This window comes from Streptomyces sp. NPDC006012 (assembly GCF_042871185.1).
In the GTDB taxonomy this organism is placed as follows: Bacteria; Actinomycetota; Actinomycetes; order Streptomycetales; family Streptomycetaceae; genus Streptomyces.
Genome location: NZ_JBIAIE010000024.1, coordinates 1 through 18,591 on the forward strand (window position 1 = coordinate 1; position 18,591 = coordinate 18,591).

General features: G+C 71.1%; 21 protein-coding genes and 1 tRNA gene. 14 read left to right on the plus strand and 8 right to left on the minus strand.

The genetic code is table 11. The annotated features are described in order from the left end of the window. Positions 1-285: 285 nt before the first annotated feature. The gene (gene upp / locus ACFYPJ_RS30420; RefSeq protein WP_389024043.1) at positions 286-921 is read right to left on the minus strand and encodes a uracil phosphoribosyltransferase; all 636 of its coding nucleotides are present in this window, start codon (positions 919-921) and stop codon (positions 286-288) included. A 95-nt stretch (positions 922-1,016) separates the two neighbouring features. Here upp and ACFYPJ_RS30425 point away from each other — a divergent pair, with 95 nt between their 5' ends. From ACFYPJ_RS30425 to ACFYPJ_RS30465, 9 genes are all read left to right on the plus strand, one after another. Then, a complete protein-coding gene (locus ACFYPJ_RS30425; protein WP_389024046.1) occupies positions 1,017-1,295 on the plus strand; it encodes a hypothetical protein in 279 nt (92 codons plus the stop codon). Between the two features lie 300 nt (positions 1,296-1,595). Next, positions 1,596-2,132 carry a hypothetical protein gene (locus ACFYPJ_RS30430; protein WP_389024049.1) on the plus strand — a complete coding sequence of 179 codons (537 nt, stop codon included), beginning with the start codon at positions 1,596-1,598 and terminating at the stop codon, positions 2,130-2,132. 56 nt (positions 2,133-2,188) lie between these two features. Continuing rightward, entirely contained in the window at positions 2,189-2,620 is a 432-nt protein-coding gene (gene tadA, locus ACFYPJ_RS30435; RefSeq protein ID WP_389024051.1) for a tRNA adenosine(34) deaminase TadA, read from the plus strand. Positions 2,621-2,666: 46 nt separating this feature from the next. Further along, positions 2,667-2,751 (plus strand) — tRNA-Ser (locus tag ACFYPJ_RS30440). 164 nt (positions 2,752-2,915) lie between these two features. Then, positions 2,916-3,095 carry a hypothetical protein gene (locus ACFYPJ_RS30445; protein ID WP_389024054.1) on the plus strand — a complete coding sequence of 60 codons (180 nt, stop codon included), beginning with the start codon at positions 2,916-2,918 and terminating at the stop codon, positions 3,093-3,095. Between the two features lie 10 nt (positions 3,096-3,105). Next, positions 3,106-3,399, plus strand: coding sequence for a Dabb family protein (locus ACFYPJ_RS30450; protein WP_389024056.1), 294 nt, complete (start codon positions 3,106-3,108; stop codon positions 3,397-3,399). Between the two features lie 167 nt (positions 3,400-3,566). Continuing rightward, complete coding sequence (locus ACFYPJ_RS30455) at positions 3,567-4,406, plus strand: RNA polymerase sigma factor SigF (RefSeq protein WP_389024320.1); 840 nt, start codon at positions 3,567-3,569, stop codon at positions 4,404-4,406. 582 nt (positions 4,407-4,988) lie between these two features. Next, the gene (locus ACFYPJ_RS30460; protein ID WP_389024059.1) at positions 4,989-5,891 is read left to right on the plus strand and encodes an RNA polymerase sigma factor SigF; all 903 of its coding nucleotides are present in this window, start codon (positions 4,989-4,991) and stop codon (positions 5,889-5,891) included. A 437-nt stretch (positions 5,892-6,328) separates the two neighbouring features. Next, positions 6,329-6,940: a hypothetical protein gene (locus tag ACFYPJ_RS30465; protein WP_389024062.1), complete on the plus strand. Its 612-nt coding sequence runs from the start codon at positions 6,329-6,331 to the stop codon at positions 6,938-6,940. Positions 6,941-7,012: 72 nt separating this feature from the next. Here ACFYPJ_RS30465 and ACFYPJ_RS30470 read toward each other — a convergent pair whose 3' ends face one another. Beyond that, entirely contained in the window at positions 7,013-7,207 is a 195-nt protein-coding gene (locus ACFYPJ_RS30470) for a hypothetical protein (protein WP_389024064.1), read from the minus strand. 296 nt (positions 7,208-7,503) lie between these two features. Between ACFYPJ_RS30470 and ACFYPJ_RS30475 the strand changes: the two genes are divergently transcribed. The 4 genes from ACFYPJ_RS30475 to ACFYPJ_RS30490 all read left to right on the plus strand — a co-directional run bounded on the left by ACFYPJ_RS30475 (position 7,504) and on the right by ACFYPJ_RS30490 (position 12,141). Further along, on the plus strand, positions 7,504-8,046 hold the full coding sequence (locus ACFYPJ_RS30475; protein ID WP_389024067.1) for a MarR family winged helix-turn-helix transcriptional regulator: 543 nt from the start codon (positions 7,504-7,506) through the stop codon (positions 8,044-8,046). Positions 8,047-8,097: 51 nt separating this feature from the next. Then, positions 8,098-10,650 carry an MFS transporter gene (locus tag ACFYPJ_RS30480; RefSeq protein ID WP_389024070.1) on the plus strand — a complete coding sequence of 851 codons (2,553 nt, stop codon included), beginning with the start codon at positions 8,098-8,100 and terminating at the stop codon, positions 10,648-10,650. 140 nt (positions 10,651-10,790) lie between these two features. Then, positions 10,791-11,612 (plus strand): YceI family protein, encoded by an 822-nt coding sequence (locus ACFYPJ_RS30485; protein WP_389024072.1) that lies wholly within the window; start codon positions 10,791-10,793, stop codon positions 11,610-11,612. 61 nt (positions 11,613-11,673) lie between these two features. Further along, entirely contained in the window at positions 11,674-12,141 is a 468-nt protein-coding gene (locus ACFYPJ_RS30490) for a PPOX class F420-dependent oxidoreductase (protein ID WP_389024075.1), read from the plus strand. A 146-nt stretch (positions 12,142-12,287) separates the two neighbouring features. Here ACFYPJ_RS30490 and ACFYPJ_RS30495 read toward each other — a convergent pair whose 3' ends face one another. The 5 genes from ACFYPJ_RS30495 to ACFYPJ_RS30515 all read right to left on the minus strand — a co-directional run bounded on the left by ACFYPJ_RS30495 (position 12,288) and on the right by ACFYPJ_RS30515 (position 17,132). Further along, a complete protein-coding gene (locus ACFYPJ_RS30495; protein WP_389024078.1) occupies positions 12,288-13,058 on the minus strand; it encodes a TetR/AcrR family transcriptional regulator in 771 nt (256 codons plus the stop codon). 452 nt (positions 13,059-13,510) lie between these two features. Further along, on the minus strand, positions 13,511-14,251 hold the full coding sequence (locus ACFYPJ_RS30500; RefSeq protein WP_389024081.1) for a response regulator transcription factor: 741 nt from the start codon (positions 14,249-14,251) through the stop codon (positions 13,511-13,513). A 206-nt stretch (positions 14,252-14,457) separates the two neighbouring features. Beyond that, positions 14,458-15,288 (minus strand): amidohydrolase family protein, encoded by an 831-nt coding sequence (locus ACFYPJ_RS30505; RefSeq protein ID WP_389024083.1) that lies wholly within the window; start codon positions 15,286-15,288, stop codon positions 14,458-14,460. Between the two features lie 378 nt (positions 15,289-15,666). Continuing rightward, entirely contained in the window at positions 15,667-16,557 is an 891-nt protein-coding gene (locus ACFYPJ_RS30510; protein WP_389024086.1) for a DUF2797 domain-containing protein, read from the minus strand. A gap of 203 nt (positions 16,558-16,760) precedes the next feature. Beyond that, a complete protein-coding gene (locus ACFYPJ_RS30515) occupies positions 16,761-17,132 on the minus strand; it encodes an HGxxPAAW family protein (RefSeq protein ID WP_389024089.1) in 372 nt (123 codons plus the stop codon). A gap of 284 nt (positions 17,133-17,416) precedes the next feature. Between ACFYPJ_RS30515 and ACFYPJ_RS30520 the strand changes: the two genes are divergently transcribed. Then, positions 17,417-17,929, plus strand: a complete 513-nt coding sequence (locus ACFYPJ_RS30520) for a hypothetical protein (RefSeq protein ID WP_389024092.1) — start codon at positions 17,417-17,419, stop codon at positions 17,927-17,929. Positions 17,930-18,150: 221 nt separating this feature from the next. Here the strand turns inward: ACFYPJ_RS30520 and ACFYPJ_RS30525 are convergent, their stop codons facing one another. Then, positions 18,151-18,573, minus strand: a complete 423-nt coding sequence (locus ACFYPJ_RS30525; protein ID WP_389024094.1) for a hypothetical protein — start codon at positions 18,571-18,573, stop codon at positions 18,151-18,153. Positions 18,574-18,591: the final 18 nt, after the last annotated feature.

Consider the following 18,591-nt stretch of genomic DNA (forward strand, 5'->3'; position numbering starts at 1 on the left):
TTGGGGTCGGGGGGGTGGGGGGCGCGCCCCCGGCGCCGGCCACCCGCCCCGGCCCCCACCCCGGCGGGCCCCCCCCCCCGGCGCCGGCCGCCCCCCCCCCCCCCCGCCCCCGACCCACCCACCAAGACCAGGGCGCTACGCAAGCCCCCACCGAACCCGCACAGGCGCCGCAGGCACCCACAGCCCCCACCGAACCCGCAAGGGCACCCCCCGCGCACCCGGCACAGACCCGGCAGACACCCGCACCCGCCACCGAACCCGCACAGGCGCCGCAGGCCCCCGGTGCTACTCGGCAGCGCCGTACAGCCGATCCCCCGCATCCCCCAGCCCGGGGACGATGTAGCCCTGCTCATTGAGGTGATCGTCGACCGCGGCCGTGACGACCGTGACCGGGGCACCCGCGAGTTCGCGCTCCATGAGCTCGACGCCCTCCGGGGCGGCGAGCAGCACCACGGCGGTCACGTCGTCGGCGCCGCGCCTGATCAGCTCCCGGATCGCCGCGACCAGCGTGCCGCCGGTGGCGAGCATCGGGTCCAGGACGTAGAGCTGCCGCCCGGAGAGGTCCTCCGGCATCCGGGTGGCGTACGTGGACGCCTGCAGCGTCTCCTCGTTTCGGATCATGCCGAGGAAACCCACCTCGGCGGTCGGCAGCAGCCGGACCATTCCGTCCAGCATGCCGAGCCCTGCGCGCAGGATCGGCACCACCAGCGGACGCGGGTGGGACAGTTTGACGCCGGTGGTCGTGGCCACCGGCGTGGTGATGTCGACCTGTTCGGTCCGCACGTCCCGGGTGGCTTCGTAGGCCAGCAGGGTGACCAGTTCGTCGGCGAGTCGCCGGAAGGTCGCGGAGTCGGTGCGCCGGTCGCGCAGCGTGGTGAGCTTGTGGGCGACCAGGGGGTGGTCGACGACGTGGAGACGCATGCTCATAACAGTAACCGCGCCCTTGCGCCGCTCGCGCTGGCGTCAAACCACCCGTTCGGGGGAAAGTGGGATGGACTGACCAGGGTGGTGAAACGATGCCTGAGCAGCCTGATCACCAGTCGGACGCGCCCGGCGACCCCGTCGCGCCCGACCGCACAGACGTGCCCGGCGCAACAGCCGGGACCGCGTCCGAACCCGGCCCCGACCCCAAACCCGGACCCGAAGCCGAGACCGACGCCGAGCGCCGTCGCCGCCGGGCCCGGTTCCTGCGTGAGCTGGCGGAGGCGCGCGAACTGCGCGACCGCGTCCAGCCACGCCGCGCCAAAGTGGCCAGACTCAGGCAGACGCTGCGCATGCGCACCTTCCGCTGGTAGGGAAGATCGGCGGTCCCCGGTGCGTTGCGGGTGAGGCCGTGCGTGAGCGCGCCCAAAAGCCGCGTACGATCCGCAGGTGGCGGCAACGAGTGCGCTGGTGATTCCTTGACCGACGTACGGATGCGACTTTGCATTCGCGCCATCAAAACTGCCAGACACAGGGAGCCGAAGACGTCCCCTGAGCGCTTTGTTTCTGCCACGATTCCGAGTGGGCGGGGCTCGGAGCACAGCTCTCTCCGCCCAGAACCTCCGCCGGGGGGACCCCCAACCGGCACGCCTAAGACCAGTGGGAGAGTCACGGTGTACTTCGCCGCACTGCTCGCGCGCACCGAAGACGGGTGGAAAGCGAGCGACACAGAGCTCGACGATGTGGAAACCCTGTCGGATCTGGCCGACCTGGCCCGGGAAGCCTCTCCCGAAGAGGACACGGTGCTCGTCCTGATCGAGCAGGAGGACGCGTGGTTCGGCGTCGTCCGCGTGGACGGCGAGGACGACCCGCGCATCTACGTCTCCGACGCCGTCGCCGCTGCCCGCAGCGCCTACGGAGAGCTCCTGCTCACCGACGAACTGCTCGGCCGCGAGCCCGGCTCGGACGGCCCCGACCTGGATGCCCTGGACCTCGACGGCACGGAGGACGGTGAGTCCGAGGCCGAGGACGAGGACGACGAGGACGGCCCGTCCGCCGACGCGGTGGGCCACGGCCCGGTGGGCGACAGCGAGATCCTCGACGACCTGGGCGTCAGCGAGAAGGAACTGCGCGCCCTGGACGCGGAGGACGCCCTGGGCTCGATCGCCGAGGCCCTGGGCGCCTCGGAGGTGCTGGAGACCGTCCGCTGACCGGATCACCCGCGCAACGGATCCCGGATCCGGTACGCGACCGCTGGCGGGCCGCGATGCGGCTCGCCCTGGAGGAGGCCGGGCAAGCCGTCCGGGGCGGGGACGTCCCGGTCGGCGCCGTCGTGCTGGCCCCGGACGGCACGACGGTCCTCGCGAGCGGCCACAACGAGCGCGAGGCCACCGGCGACCCCACGGCCCACGCGGAGGTTCTCGCGCTCCGGCGGGCCGCCGCCGAGCTGGGTGCCTGGCGGCTTCCGGGGTGCACCCTGGTGGTCACGCTGGAGCCCTGCACGATGTGCGCGGGCGCGCTCGTGCAGTCCCGCGTCGACCGCGTCGTCTACGGCGCCCGCGACGAGAAGGCGGGCGCGGCCGGCTCCCTGTGGGACCTGGTACGCGACCGGCGGCTCAACCATCGGCCCGAGGTCGTCGAGGGCGTCCTGGCCGACGACTGCGCCCGGCTGCTCACGGAGTTCTTCCGAGAGCGCTGAAATACCGATTTCGGCCCCTGGCCACCGGTGCTGTAGGGTCTCTCTCGGTAGCGTGTCCGAGCGGCCGAAGGAGCTCGCCTCGAAAGCGAGTGTGGCGCAAGTCACCGAGGGTTCAAATCCCTCCGCTACCGCTGTAGAAGGGCCTCGTCGAGCGACGGGGCCCTTTCGCGTGGGCGGTACGAACCCGGTAAAAGCCCTCGGACGGCGGGCCGTTGGCTCCCGTGGGGAGCGTGAAGGCTACACTCACCGCCGGCAGCAGGCGGCCCGACGACACATCAGTGACAGGGGAGGCGCGGTGGCGGTGAACGCCAAGAAGATCGCCGTATACGTGCTCGTGGTCTTCGTGCTGTACGTGATCATCACGGACCCGGCCAAGGCGGCGGACTACGTCCAGATAGGGTTCGAGGGGATATCGAACGCGGCCAAGGCCATCGGCGACTTCATGACCTGGGCCGTCAATGGAGGAGAGAGCTGAGGGAACGCCCATGATCCGTCACTTGGTCATGTTCAAGCTCAACGAGGGCGTCCAGCGCGAGGACCCGCGGGTCCAGGCGGGCGAGGCGGCGTTGCGACCCCTGGGCGACCACATCGAGGACCTGCGCTTCTGGGAGTGCGGCTGGAACATCTCCAACCGGCCCATCGCCTACGACTTCGCGATCAACTCGGCGGTCGACGACGCCGACGCCCTCAAGCGCTACCTGGAGCACCCGGCGCACCAGGCGGGCGTCGGACTGTGGCGGGAGTTCGCCACCTGGGTGATCGCCGACTACGAGGTCTGAGCCGTACGGTCGAAACCCCGCCCCCGCACCGGAATGGTGCGGGGATTTTTGCGTCTCATGCACCACTTCATCACTCAACACGTCGTTATGCGGTGCTTGAACACAGTGCACATGTCTTGTGATGCTATGACCGCTTTTGACGGAGGTGTCCGATAGAAGAGGTGGCGTTGACCTTGTCGGCCAGTACTGCGCCGCCCCAGGACGGGACTCCCGCTCCGGCCCCGGAACCGGTGCCCGAGAAGCGGCGCGGTGCCGACACCCGCGCCCTCACCCAGGTCCTCTTCGCCCAGCTGAAGGACCTGCAGCCGGGCACCTCCGAGCACAACCGGGTGCGCGGGGCGCTCATCGAGGCGAACCTCCCGCTCGTGCGCTACGCGGCCGCCCGCTTCCGCTCCCGCAACGAGCCCATGGAGGACGTGGTCCAGGTGGGCACCATCGGCCTCATCAACGCCATCGACCGCTTCGACCCGGACCGGGGCGTGCAGTTCCCGACCTTCGCGATGCCGACCGTCGTCGGCGAGATCAAACGGTACTTCCGGGACAACGTCCGCACCGTCCACGTACCGCGCCGGCTGCACGAACTGTGGGTGCAGGTCAACAGCGCGACCGAGGACCTGACGACGGCGTTCGGACGCTCCCCGTCCACCGCCGAGATCGCGGAGCGGCTGCGCATCAGCGAGGACGAGGTGCTGTCCTGCATCGAAGCGGGCCGCTCGTACCACGCAACCTCCCTGGAGGCCGCGCAGGAGGGCGACGGGCTGCCCGGGCTGCTGGACCGCATCGGCTACGAGGACCCGGCCCTGGACGGCGTCGAGCACCGCGATCTGGTCCGTCACCTGCTGGTCCAACTCCCGGAACGAGAGCAGAGAATCCTTTTGCTGCGCTACTACAGCAACCTCACCCAGTCGCAGATCAGCGCGGAACTCGGCGTCTCCCAGATGCACGTCTCCCGGCTGCTCGCGCGCAGCTTCCAGCGGCTGCGGTCGGCGAACCGGATCGACGCGTAGGCGCTCCGCCGGCCGGGTGGGCCGTACTGCGCCGTCGGGGTGCGAGTCGCCACGCAACCGCCGCCCAAGGCCACCACACAGCAGCCGCCGCAAGGCGCCCACAACGCCACGCCGCAGAGCAGCCGCCACAAAAGCCACCACGGAGCAGCCACCACAGCCACCACGGAGCTGCCACCACGAGGCCACCGCAGAGCCGCCGCAAAGCCCCCGGCGGGCCGCCGCCCCAATGGCACCGGAGAGCCCCGCCACACCGCGGCCGTCACAAGACCGTCGGCGGGGGCCGCCGCGAGACCGCCTCCGTACGCTCCGGCGCACAACCGAATGCGAGAACGATCGATCACCGGGCCGAGCGATTCGCCCACCGGGGAAGATTCCGACATCCGCGGGCCCGCGAGCCACCGGACCCCCTCCTGGCTGGGCTGATTCAGAACTTTCATGTCGACATGTCACTACAGCGTGTTGCCGACATGTGACATTCTGCGGAAAGCGCGTTTGCCGTGGCTCCCGCTCCGGTATTCAGGTGAAGGTTGCGTTCCTCTCAGGGGGCGCACCACGACCGTCCCGCGACCCAAAGGGGGTGGCATGTCCGCAGACCAGGGCAGCTCGAAGGTGCTTACGCCCACGAGCAGCGAGGCAGCGCCCAAGGAGCTCGACGCTCTCGACGTGCTCGACGACGTCACGGCCCTTGAGGCCACGCCCAAGGCCGGCTCGGCCGGCTCGGAGGCCATCGACACCCGCACCCTGTCCCGCTCCCTGTTCCTGCGGCTCGCCGCACTCGACGAGAACAGCCCCGAGCGTGCCTACGTCCGGGACACTCTCATCGAACTCAACCTCCCGCTCGTGCGGTACGCGGCGGCCCGCTTCCGCTCCCGCAACGAGCCGATGGAGGACATCGTCCAGGTCGGCACCATCGGTCTGATCAAGGCCATCGACCGCTTCGACTGCGAACGCGGGGTCGAGTTCCCGACGTTCGCGATGCCGACGGTCGTGGGCGAGATCAAGCGCTTCTTCCGCGACACCTCCTGGTCGGTGCGGGTCCCGCGGCGGCTCCAGGAGCTGCGGCTGGCGCTCACGAAGGCCAGCGACGAGCTGTCACAGAAGCTGGACCGTTCCCCGACCGTCCCCGAACTCGCCGCGGTCCTGGGCGTGTCGGAGGAGGACGTGGTCGACGGGCTGGCCGTGGGCAACGCCTACACGGCCTCGTCCCTGGACTCCCCGGCCCCCGAGGACGACGGCGGCGAGGGCTCCCTGGCCGACCGCCTCGGCTACGAGGACAGCGCCCTGGAGGGCGTCGAGTACCGGGAGTCCCTGAAGCCGCTGCTGGCCAAACTGCCGCCCCGCGAACGGCGGATCATCATGCTCCGTTTCTTCGCCAACATGACCCAGTCCCAGATCGGCGAGGAGGTCGGCATCTCCCAGATGCATGTCTCCCGCCTGCTGACCCGGACCCTGGCGCAGCTGCGCGAGGGCCTCATCTCCGACTGAGACCGGACCCGCCCCTTCTCCCGCCCGCCCCTTCTCCCGCCCGGCCCTTTTCCGCCCGCGCCCCTGTTTCCGCCCGCCCCTACTCCCTCCCGGCCCTTCCTTCCTGACGGTACGTCAGCCAAACTGTCCCGATGCGCGGCACTGGGACAGGAACGGGAGCCGGGACAGGGACCGGATCGGACACAGGGAACACACGGACCGGAACAGGGCCGGGAACAGAACCGGGAACAAGACCGGACGCGGAGCTCCGGACCGGAACGGTCCGCCGGCCCTGGACGGGCCTCACCCAGGGCCGCCGAGGCGCCGTCACAGCGGCGTCGGCGGCGGCCGTCTGCCTGGGCGCGGTGCTGGCCTCGTGCGGGGGCGGCGGCGGGAGCGACGGCTACGTGGCCGTCGGGGCGCCCGGGGGCTTCCCGCAGTCGACATCGGGTAAGCCGTTGAAGCCGAGCGCCCCGGTGACGCTCGTACCGCTCGACCAATCGCCCGGCGCGGACGGCACGTCGTCCACCACCGGGCCGGCTTCAAAGGCGCGGCCGGACCGCCCGGATCCCGACGGAAGCGGCAACGGCGACGGAACCGACAGCCGCAGCGGCAGCAGGACCGGTTCCGGCGACGGCGGCGAGGGATCCGTGGCCGGCGGCGGAACGGGAACCGGCGCACCGGCCGCTCCCGGAGGCACCGCGTCGACCGGTACGGGTACCGGGTCCCCGGCACCACCCGGTACCCCCGCCACACCACCCACCCCCGCCGCCCTCACCTGGGACGACCCGGCCCGCGAGAGCACCGACAAACGCTGGTGCGAGAAGGTGACGGTGACCTTCCACAACACCGGGGGAACAGCGGTCCGTTCGGGAACGGTGACCTTCGGGACGCATGTCATCGGCGCGCTCGGCATCGACTGGGCGACGGTGAAGTCCACGGTCGACCTCCCGGCACCGCTCGGCCCGAAGGCCGACAAGGACCACACCTGGACGGTGTGCGTCGACTCCTGGCGGGTACCGCTGGGGATGCACATCGAGACGCAGGACGTGTCCGTCACCTGGAAATGACCGGACCGCGCGGCCGGCGCTCACCGCGGGCCGCGCAGCCCCTCGACGAGCCGGCGCCGGTCAGGCCCGGCCCTACTTCAGCGCCAGCCAGGCCACCACCGCCACGATCACCACGGCCACGACGACGCCGACGATCACGCCGACCCGGGGGCCGGCCGGGGCGGCCGCCTGCTGCCGGGCCTGCGGGGCCTCGTCGACGAACGCGCGGAACATCTGGGTGCTGCCTGCGGGGTCCTGGTTGCCCTGGGGGCCCTGGGTGTTAGCCATGGGCCGAGACACTAGCGAAGAGGGGCGGGGCCGCCCAAGCGGGGGCGCCGAAGAAGACCGGCGGACCGGTCGTCCGAACCGCCGCGCGGGACCCGTGCCGCCCCCGGACCCGAGCACTCACCGCGCACTCACGGCGCACTCCGCGCTCGCCTCCGCCCGCCCTCCGGACCCAGCTGCATATTTACGCTTGTAATACTTGCCTTTGCCAAGTTTTTATACCCGGCGCCCCCCTTTTGTTTGCCTGTAGCAACCAAGCAAGCTTAATGTTGCCTGAAGCAACGAACACGGGAGGTGTGATGGCCGAGCAGACGCAGTTCGAGGAGCTGGGGCGCCAGTTCAGCGCCGTGGGGGCCGTGCACCGGGACCTGCGGCGGGTGCTCCCGCACGACTGCCCGAGCGGTTCCGCCGCCGTACTGACCCTGCTCGGGCGTTACGGAGACATGCGCATGAGCAAGCTCGCCGAGCTGCTCTCCGTGGACATGTCCGTCACCAGCCGGTCCGTCGCCCACGTCGTCGACCGGGGCTGGATCGAACGATCCCCGGACCCCGCCGACAAGCGCTCGCGCATCCTGCGCCTCACACCCGCCGGCCAGGCCATGGTGGACGACCTGGCGCGGCGCACCACCGACCTGCTCGCCGAGCGGCTCGGCGACTGGACCGACGACGAGGTCGCCCAGCTGATCCGGCTCATGGCTCGGCTCAAGGACAGTTTCGGCGACTGCCGGCCCCCGCACGCCAGGCCCCCTCACCCGTCGCAGTCCGCAACCGCGGCCGCAGCCGCGCCCGCGCCCACGTCCGCACCCGTCCTCGAAGCGACGGCCACCCGTACATCCGCATAAGCACGCGAACCGTAGAAACGTAGAAACGCAGAAACGTAGATAAGGAAGCCCATGGCAACGACCACACCAGCCGGTGTGCGGGCTCACGCCAAGCACGGGGGAGGCTCCGAACTCGCTCCCATGACGCACCGGCAGATCATGGAAGCGCTCTCCGGGCTGCTGCTCGGCATGTTCGTGGCGATCCTGTCGTCCACGATCGTCTCCAACGCCCTGCCCCGCATCATCGGCGACCTCGGCGGCGGCCAGTCCGCCTACACCTGGGTGGTCACGGCCGCCCTGCTGTCGATGACCGCGACGACTCCCCTGTGGGGCAAGCTCGCAGACTTGTACAGCAAGAAGGCCCTCGTCCAGATAGCCCTGGTCATATACGTCCTGGGCTCGGTCGTCGCCGGCCTCTCGCACAACCCCGGCATGCTGATCGCCTGCCGCGTCGTCCAGGGCATCGGCGTCGGCGGTCTGTCCGCCCTGGCGCAGATCGTCATGGCGGCGATGATCTCCCCGCGTGAGCGCGGCCGTTACTCCGGTTACCTCGGCGCCACCTTCGCCGTCGCCACCGTCGGCGGCCCGCTGCTCGGCGGTGTCATCACCGACACCTCGTGGCTCGGCTGGCGCTGGTGCTTCTACGTCGGCGTGCCCTTCGCGATCATCGCGCTGATCGTGCTCCAGCGGACCCTGAACCTGCCCGTGGTGAAGCGGGACGTGAAGGTCGACGGAGGCGGCGCGTTCTTCATAGCCGCCTCGGTCTCGGTGCTGCTGATCTGGGTGACCTTCGCGGGTACCAAGTACGCCTGGCTGTCGTGGCAGACGTACGCGCTGGTCGGCGGCGCGATCGTGCTCGGCGTGCTGTTCCTGGTCACCGAGGCCAGGGCGAGCGAGCCGATCATCCCGCTCAGGCTGTTCCGCAACCGCACCATCACGCTGGCGTCGCTCGCCTCGCTGTTCGTCGGTGTCGCGATGTTCACCGGCACGGTGTTCTTCAGCCAGTACTTCCAGCTGGCCCGCGGCGAGAGCCCGACGATGTCGGGTGTCCTCACCATCCCGTTGATCGGCGGCCTGTTCGTCTCCTCCACCGTCTCCGGCCAGTTCATCACCCGCACCGGCCGCTGGAAGGCCTGGCTGGTCGTCGGCGGCGTGCTGGTGACGGCGGGCCTCGGTCTGCTGAGCACCATCCGCTACGACACCGACTACTGGAAGACGGCCGTCTTCATGGCCATGCTGGGCCTCGGCATCGGCATGATGATGCAGAACCTGGTGCTGTGCACGCAGAACCAGGTGGATCCGTCCGACCTCGGTTCGGCCAGCTCCACGGTCACCTTCTTCCGTTCCCTCGGTGGTGCGGTCGGCGTCTCCGCGCTGGGCTCGGTGGTGGCCCACAAGATCACCGACTACGTCAAGGACGGCGTGGCCGACCTGGACCCGAGGTACGCCAAGGCCCTGGCCGGCTCGGACTCCTCGGGCTCCATCCCGGACGTGAAGACCCTGCCGGGCCCGGTGCGCACGCTCATCGAGAGCTCCTACGGCCACGCCATCGCCGATGTGTTCCTGATCGCCGCCTGCCTCGCGGCACTCGCTTTCCTGCTCACCCTGTTCATCAAGGAGGTTCCGTTGCGGACGAAGGGCGCGCTGGCGCAGAGCGCCGACGAGAACACGGCGCAGAACCCGCAGCAGGACGCGGTGGCCGCGGCGCCGGCCGTCGCCGCCCAGGCCGCCGCGCCCGCCACGGAGCACGTGCCCAGCTGGGCCTCCCCGGTGGTGGCGAAGACCGGGGATGGCCTCCAGCCGGCCGCCGAGCGGCAGCTGACCGCCGTCGCCACCCTGCCCGCGCCGGAGCAGTCCGGCTCCGGCGGCACACCGATCCACGGCTTCGTCCGCAGTGCCGACAGCGTCCCGGTGGGCCAGGCCGCGGTCACCCTGATCTCCCTCTCCGGCAGCCAGCTGGGCCGCGCGGTCTCCCAGGCCGACGGTTCCTACGCGCTGAACGCGCCGGGCGCGGGCTCGTACGTCCTGATCGCCTCCGCCGACGGCTTCCAGCCGCAGGCCAGCACGGTCTTGGTGCACGAGGACCCGGTGTCGTACGACGTCCTGCTCAGCGGCACCAGCGGTCTCAGCGGCGTCGTCCGGGCGGCGGGCAGCGCGCTGCCCGTCAAGGACGCGATGGTGATCGTCACCGATGTGCGCGGCGATCTGCTCGCCACCGGAACCACCGGCGACCAGGGGCAGTTCACCTTCGGTGAGCTGGTGCCCGGCGCGGTGACGCTCGCGGTGAACGCCTCCGGCTTCCGGCCGCAGGCCCTGCTGGTCGAGGTCGGTGGGGCCGGGGTCACCCGGGTCGAGGTGGATCTGGAGGCGGGGGCCCGGCTCCAGGGCGTCGTCCGGGCGCCGTCCGGTCCGCTGGGCGACGCCAGGGTGACGCTGGTGGACGCGGCCGGCAACGTGGTCAGCACGTCCACCACCGGGGCGGACGGGGCGTACGCCTTCACCGACCTGGACTCCGGTGACTACACCGTCATCGCGACCGGCTACCCGCCGGTGGCGACGGCCCTGACGGTGCAGGGCACCGGGGCCGACGGACACGACATCGAACTCGCGCACCCCGGCGAGTAGCGCACTACTCCGGCCCGTGGGGGGTACGCCCTGAGCGGCGGCCAGCCCCCCGCGGGCCGAACACTTTACGACCAATTTGTACAGATATTCGAAGCCACCATGGAAATGTTCGATCCATGGCTTCTGAGGGAGAAAACGGGATGGGACTGACCGCGAGGATCCGCACCCGGGACGGATGGGCCGTGTCGCACGCGGTCGTCACGGTGACCGACATGACAGGCACGCAGGTACTGCGGGCCGAGGCGGACGCGGAAGGCGCCGTGCGGGACACCACCCCGCTCGCGCCCGGGGCGTACACGGTGATCGTCACGGCCATCGGGTACGCGCCCGTCGCCTCCAGCGCGATCGTCACCGCGAGCGGACGGGCCGAAGCAGGTACCGTGACGCTGTCCCGGCAGGGCGACGTCGAACTGCCCCCGCCGGGACCGTGGACGATCGACCCGGCGCACACGTCCGTGGCCGCCGTCGCCCAGCACCTGGGCATCTCCAGCGTGCGCGGCCGGTTCACCGAATTCGCCGGTTCGATCGAGATCGCGCCCGACGACATCGGGAAGTCCCGCGTCCAGGCGGTGATCCGGGCATCCTCCATCGACACCGGCAACGGCATGCGCGACAACCACCTCAGGTCCGCCGACTTCCTGGACGCCGAGCAGCACCCCGAGATCACCTACCGCTCCACCGGGCTGTCACCGGCCGGCCCGGACCGCTGGACGGTCCACGGCGAGCTGGCCATGCGCGGTATCGTCCGCCCGGTCGACCTCGACCTGGCCTACCTCGGCACCGGCCCCGACTCGTGGGGCGGCATCCGGAGCGCCTTCCGCGCGTCGACGGAACTACAGCGCTCGGACTTCGCCATCACCTACAACCAGATCGTCCAGGCAGGCATCGTGGCCATCGGCACCACCCTGAAGATCGAACTGGACATCCAGGCGGTGCAGGGCGAGACGCTGCCGCAGATGTAGGCGTGTACGCAGGCACAGCAGGGTCACCCAGAGCGGGGGCACCGCCCCTTAGGCTTCCCCCATGGCACCGAACATCGCGACGAACACCGCCGTCTCCCTCGACGAACTGCTGGACTTCGTACGGCCTCGGCACCGCGCCATCCTGCTCACCCGGCGGGCCGACGGCGGCCCCCAGGCATCGCCGCTGACCTGCGGGGTCGACGACGCCGGCCGGATCGTGGTCTCCACGTACCCGGAGCGTGCCAAGACCCGCAACGCCAAGCGGGACACGCGGGTCAGCCTGATCGTGCTGAGCGACGACTGGAACGGGCCGTGGGTCCAGGTCGACGGGACGGCGGAGGTCATCGACAGCCCCGACTCCGTGGAACCGCTGGTCGAGTACTACCGGAACATCGCGGGTGAACACCCGAACTGGGACGAGTACCGGGAGGCGATGGTCAAGCAGGGCAAGTCGATCATCCGGGTCACGCCGACGCGGTGGGGGCCGGTTGCCACCGGCGGGTTCCCTGCGCGGTTGGTTGAGCAGTGATTGCGCAGTTCCCCGCGCCCCTGTGAGCGCCGTGGCCCGCGAAGGCCGTCGGTCCCGTGCGGGCACCTCAGGACCGGTCGCGCAGTTCCCCGCGCCCCTGAGGGGCGCGGGGGTGGCGGGGGTGGGTGTCTTGCGGAGTCGTGTGTCTAACCGGGCTTGGATTTTTGGACCATGGCTTCGATGCCTGCGATCAGGAGGTCCAGGGCGAAGGTGAAGTCGCGTTCCAGCATTTCTTCGACCGTCGCGCCGCCGCGGGCCGCCCTGATGTCCGTGGACTCACTGATGACCTCGGCGGTCTCCAGGGCCGCGGTGACCACGGTCATGGCCGCACGGTGGTACTCGTCCGGGGTCATGCCGGCGGCCTCGACCCGGGCGGCGAAGTGGCTCACGATCGTGCCGTAGCCGTACACGAACTGGAAGACGGCCGAGATGGCGCCGGTGATCCCGTGGGCGGGCAGCCCGGAACGGCGTACCACCTGCTGCACCCGGCCCGAGAAGGCCAGTGAGTTGGGGCCGATGTTGAGGTAGCGGCCGGCCAGCGGGGACAGCCATGGATGGCGCACCAGCAAGGCCCGGTACTCGCGGGCCAGCGAGCGCAGTTGGTCCCGCCAGTCCTCGCCGGTCTCCCTGGCCTCGGGCAGCCGCAGCTCGCCGAAGGCCGCGTCCAGGGCGAGTTCGAGCAGGTCGTCCTTGGTGTCGACGTACCAGTACACGGACATCGCGGTGACGTTCAGTTCGGCGGCCAGCCGCCGCATGGAGAACCTGGCCAGTCCCTCCGCGTCCAGCAGCCGTACCGTCGCCCCGGTGATCCGCGCCCGGTCCAGGCCGGACGGCTGCCCGCCGCCGCGCCCGCCCCGGGGCGCCTTCTGCTCCAGCCAGACGCTGGACCGCGGCGTCCGCTCCGCCTGCTGCGCCATCGCCGCACCTTCCTGGATCTCCGACCACTTCCAACGATGCTAGGCCCGTCATGGGTGTAAGGGGCACCGCCGGTCTCCCGTGCCGCCACAGTCGCAGCGCGGGTGTCGTACGTGGACCGGTGCACAAGAGGGCGTGGCCGAGGGCGAGTTGGAGGTCTTGAGCGAGCGGCAACAGCGCCTCGCCGCTGCCGAAGACGATCGCGAAGCCCAGCGCGTCGAACGCGCTCCGGATGCCGATCGCCCACCGTGGGCGGGGGGTGGTGATCGTGGTCGCCAACCCCCCGCCCGCTCCGCCGGCGAATCGGTCCTCAGCTCGGCTGCCGTTCGTCACAGTCGCTCGTCGGCTTCGTTCTCAGCTGCCGCTCGTCCTCTGCGTGAGGTCGTAGAAGGTGTCCGAGCCGACCTCTGCCGTAGCACTCGTCTCTGCTGCGGACGCGGCCGTCCGCGTCCGCTCACGACACGGCGGGCTTGATCAGGTAACCGGCGCCGCGCCGGGTGTGGATCATCGGTTCCCGGCCGGCGTCGATCTTCCGGCGCAGATAGGAGATGTACAGCTCGACGACGTTGGCCTGACCGCCGAAGTCGTAGGACCAGACGCGGTCGAGGATCTGCGCCTTGCTGAGCACACGGCGCGGATTGCGCATCAGGAAGCGCAGCAGCTCGAACTCGGTGGCGGTGAGGTGGATGTTCTCGCCGGACCGCGACACCTCGTGGCTGTCCTCGTCGAGGGTCAGGTCGCCGACGACGAGCACGGAGTCGGAGCGCCGGTCCGCGGCGCCGGAGCGCCGGATCAGCCCGCGCAGCCGGGCGACGACCTCCTCCAGGCTGAACGGCTTGGTGACGTAGTCGTCGCCACCGGCGGTCAGCCCGGCGATCCGGTCCTCCACCGCGTCCTTCGCGGTGAGGAAGAGGACCGGCACGTCCGGCAGGTCGCGGCGCAGCCGGCCCAGTACGGACAGCCCGTCCATGTCGGGCAGCATCATGTCCAGGACGACGGCATCGGGCCGGAACTCCCGGGCGGTCCGGACGGCGCCCTGGCCGTCGCCGGCGCTGCGGATCTGCCAGCCCTCGTAACGCAGAGCCATGCGCAGCAGTTCGGTGATCGACAGCTCGTCGTCCACCACAAGCACTCGGACGGGGCTCCCGTCCGGCCTCAGCAGTTCGGTGCGCCCCTGGGGCGAGGTCGTGGTCATGCCGGACACCTTTGCGACGGCCTCTGAGAGCACACTTTCACTTGTCTGTGAATTCTCTGAGAAACCACAGCGGGTCCTCAGCCGAACCCTGGGCGCCCCATGAGGCGCCCAGGGGCAAGCCGCGGGCGCCTCCTGGGCCCCCGTTCCGTCACCGTGCTGGGCTGGGCATCGGGACCACTGGACGGCCGGTCGCCGCCGCCGATGGCTCACAAACCGAACAACCGGGCCCCGTTGTCGTGGCAGACCGCCCGCAGCCAGGCGTCGCCGAGGCCGAGCCGTTCCAGAGCGTGCAACTGGTGAACGTACGAATAGGGGATGTTGGGGAAGTCGGAGCCGAGCAGGACGCGGTCCCCGAGGTCGGCGAGGCGAGGCAGGGCACCCCGCGGGAAGGGCGCGTGGTCCTCGATGAAGTCCGTGAACGCCATCGTCGTGTCGAGCCGCACCTCGGTGAACCGCTCGGCCAGCGCGAGGAAATCCTCGTACTCGGGCATCCCGAGGTGCGCGACGACCAGCCGCAGCCGCGGATGCCGGGCCAGCACCCGCCCGATCGGCCCCGGTCCGGTGTGCTTGCCGGGTGCGGGCCCGGAGCCGCAGTGGATCACCACCGGGACCCCGGCCTCGGCGAGCAGCCCCCAGACCGGGTCGAGCAGGTCGTCCGCCGGATCGTAGGCGCCCACCTGCACGTGCGCCTTGAACACCCGGGCCCCGTCATCGATCGCCTGCCGGACGTAGCCGGTGGCGCCCTCCTCCGCGAAGAGGGTCGCGGTGTGCAGGCAGCCCGGCGTACGGCCGGCGAAGTCGGCGGCCCAGCCGTTGAGCCAGCGGGCCATGCCGGGTTTGTGCGGATACAGCATCGCCGTGAAGGCCCGTACGCCGAACTCGCGCAGCAGCGCGGCCCGTTCGCCCTCACCCGTCCGATAGGCGATCGGCCACTCAAGGCCGCCGGTGAGCGGCCCGAGCGCGTCGAAGTAGGCCCACACCTTGTGCAGCACGCGCTCGGGCATGAAGTGCGTATGCACGTCCACAAGCCCCGGCACCCCGAGCCGAGCCCAGAACCGCCGGACCTCAGATACTTCGGCGGCTTCGGCGGCTTCGGAAGATTCGGGAGATTCGGGAGATTCGGGGGCTTCAGGGGACGCGACGGCACCGGCGACTCCGACGGCCTCGGGGGCTCCAAGGGATCCAGAGGTTTTGGGAGTGTCAGGGGTTCGGGGGATTTCAGGGGTTTCCGCTATATCTGCCCTGGCCGCCCCGGCCGCCGCGAAGGCCGTCCCGTCCACGTCGGCGGAGCCGCCCGTCGGGGCGGCGGACGACCTCCCCGTGCCGGTCACGCGCCCGCTCCACCAGGATGATCGCTCATTCCCCCACGATCGCCCACCGAACCCGTACTGTCCACGTCCGGCCGTCGCACCGGCTCAGAACAGCTCGTCCTGAATTCCCGCCTCCTCCTTGAACTTCCGTACCGGTACGGCGATACCGCCGCGCCCGTCGGCCCCGGGCAGGGCCGGGACCAGTTCCCATCCGGTCATCAGCCGGGTGTCCAGGACGACCGTCCCGCGCTCAGCGGCAAGGTGCAGATCGGGCCCCGCGACGGCGACCAGCTCACCGCTCACGCTCCCGCCCGCGATCAGCTCGGTCACCTCGCCGAACGCTGCCGCCGGGCCCGCCGCCAGCCCGAACACCTCCGCGTGGTCGACCGCCAGGAACGGCTCACGGACGAGCGCCTCGGGCCAGTTGTCGAGCGCCACGGCGCGCGCGTGCAGCGCCTCGATCTCCGCGGCCCGCTCCGCCGGCGACCCGGGCAGCGCCGCCCGCACCGCCCGCTTCACGCCGTACGGGATCCGGTCGGGCACCCGCAGCGCGGCCCGCAGCAGTTCCTCGATGCGCCGCGCGGCCATCAGCGGACCGACCGCGAGCCAGCTGAAGCAGACGGCACCCTGTTCGAGAAGCCTCGCGGCCCCCCGTTCTTCGGCGGTGATCCCGACCTTGACCAGTCCGGGCCCGAACCACGCCAGATACACGTGATATGGCCGCGGGTCGTCCGCGACGGTGTCCGCGGCCACGGAGTGCGCCCGGTCCAGCCGCGCGCACTCCTCGCACCGCGCGCCGGTGCTCCGCCCCGACACCACCGCCCGCACCGGGCAGGGATGCCCACGCGCCCCCACACATCTGCGCACACCCCCGTCCACGACCCCGAAGGCCACCCGTTTCCCCCGGGGCAGCGCGCTCCTGCGCCCCCCGTCCCACACCAGCAGGGGACCGCCCTCGGCCCACCGCAGCCCCGCGCATCTCCATGCCTGTGCCATCACCCCCGAGCGTAGGCGCCACCACTGACAACGCCCCCGCCCTTCGGATCGGGAACGGGGCGGTCGTTCGGGAACCCGCGGAGCCGTCGGCGACCGTCCTCACCGACCGTCCCCGCCGGCCTTCTCCGCCGGCGTTCCGCACCGACCGGCCCCACTGACCCGCCTCGACGACCCGCCCCACCGACCCGCCTCACTGACCGGCCTCACTGACCGGCCTCGGCCACCGCGGACCCCGCCTCCCCGTTGCCCGCCCCGGCCACCGCCACCGCCGTACGCCGCCCGCGCCCCGCCAGCCGGCATGCCACGCACCCCGCGTGTCCGTCCCGCGCTCCGGCGTCCCGGACCCGCATGCCCCACGTCTCCCGGGGCCGCGGCCCGGGCGGCTTGCCCCAGCCGACGAGGTGCAGCACCCAGGTGACCAGGACGGCGACGGCGCTGATCCCGGCCCCGCCGCCCACCACCGCGGCGGAGGCCATGACCACGCCCAGGCCCACCACCGTGGACCCGACGGTCGCGATGAGGGCACCGGTCCAACCGGCGACCGTGTGTCCTTCGTCGTGCAGATGTCCGCTCACGTTCCCGCCTCCGTTCGTCGGCAGGGCAAGTCAGCCCCCTTGGCGTGAGGGCCTGAACTCCCCCACCACGTAAGGAAATTACTCCCACATCCCGCACCGGCTGAGGTGTTTGAGGAGCATGGGCGTCAAGCCGGACACCGCCGCCACCCCGGCGCAGGCGCGGGTCGGCGACGGACCACCTGATCGCCACCGCGCCACAGTTCGGCCAGGACGGCCCCAGTACGGCCAAGCCCGCCCCGCAGTACAGCGGGGGCAGCCCCCGCGTTACGGCTAAGGTCACTTCCATGGGTGCCGCCACAGCCGCCATGGTCACTGCCGTCGTCGGAGTTCTCGGCACCCTGTTCGCGCCGCTGATCACCAGTTGGACGGCCAAGCGCCGACGGGCGGAGGACCACCGGGCCGAGGAGGCGAAACAGCGCTTCGAGGAGCGGCGTGCCGCCTACACCGCGATGAACCGGACCTCCCGCCACTTCCACACCATGCTCAAGGACGCCCTGCACCGTCTGCGGGACGGGGTCTACACCGACGACGACCGCACCCAGGTCGAAGAGGCCCGGCGGGACTACCGCGACCGCTACGCCGAGGCACAGATGATCGTCCCCGAGGCGGTGCTCAGTTCGTCCCGCGAGGTGAACACCGTCCTGGCCGCGGTCGACGCCACCGCCAAACGCATCGACCGGGGCCGCGCGCGCGAGGGAGAGAGCGCGGAGCAGGCACTCCAGACGCTGAAGACCGTGGAACCCAGGCTCACCGCCATGCGCCGCGTCATGCGCGAGGACCTGGGCCTGCCGGACTGACCCAGACGGCCCGCCCCCTCGGGCACGGAGCACGACGGCCGCCGTCGTCGACGGTCCTGCCTGCGCACCGCCGCCAACCACCGCGGCCCCGACGGCCCTCGTACGACCACCCTGGCCCGACCGCCCTCGTTACGGCCATCCCGGCCCGCCACCCGCCGCCATGAACCGTCCCGGCCCGCGCCCCGCCGTCCCCCGTTACCCGTACGGGGAATCCCCGCAGGTCAAGGTCGTTCCGTATGGACATCGCCGGTGATCGCGACCCCGATGTCGCCGCCCGCCGCCACCGACCGCTCCCCGGATGCCGTGACCGACACCCCGCCGCTGCCGACGGGCAGCAGAGCGGTCAGCTCACGCAGCAACTCCGCGTCGTCCCGCAGGGCCCGCTTGATCTGCTGGCGCAGGGCAGCCGCCGCGTCCGCGTCGTCCGGTTCCGCGGCCGCGTCCCCGACCGCGGCCTCCAGTTCGGTACGGCCCTGCGCGTCACGACACCGCCATACGGCCTGCAACAGGCGGCGGCCGGCATTCGCCGTCGCGTCCACCGCCGAACTCTCGGCACGGGTCAACACCCCTGCCCCATAGGCGCCCAGAGCGGCCGTCAGATACGGCCCGGCCTGCCCCAGAAACTGAACGATCTCCGCACTCACGCTCTACCCCTCATCTCT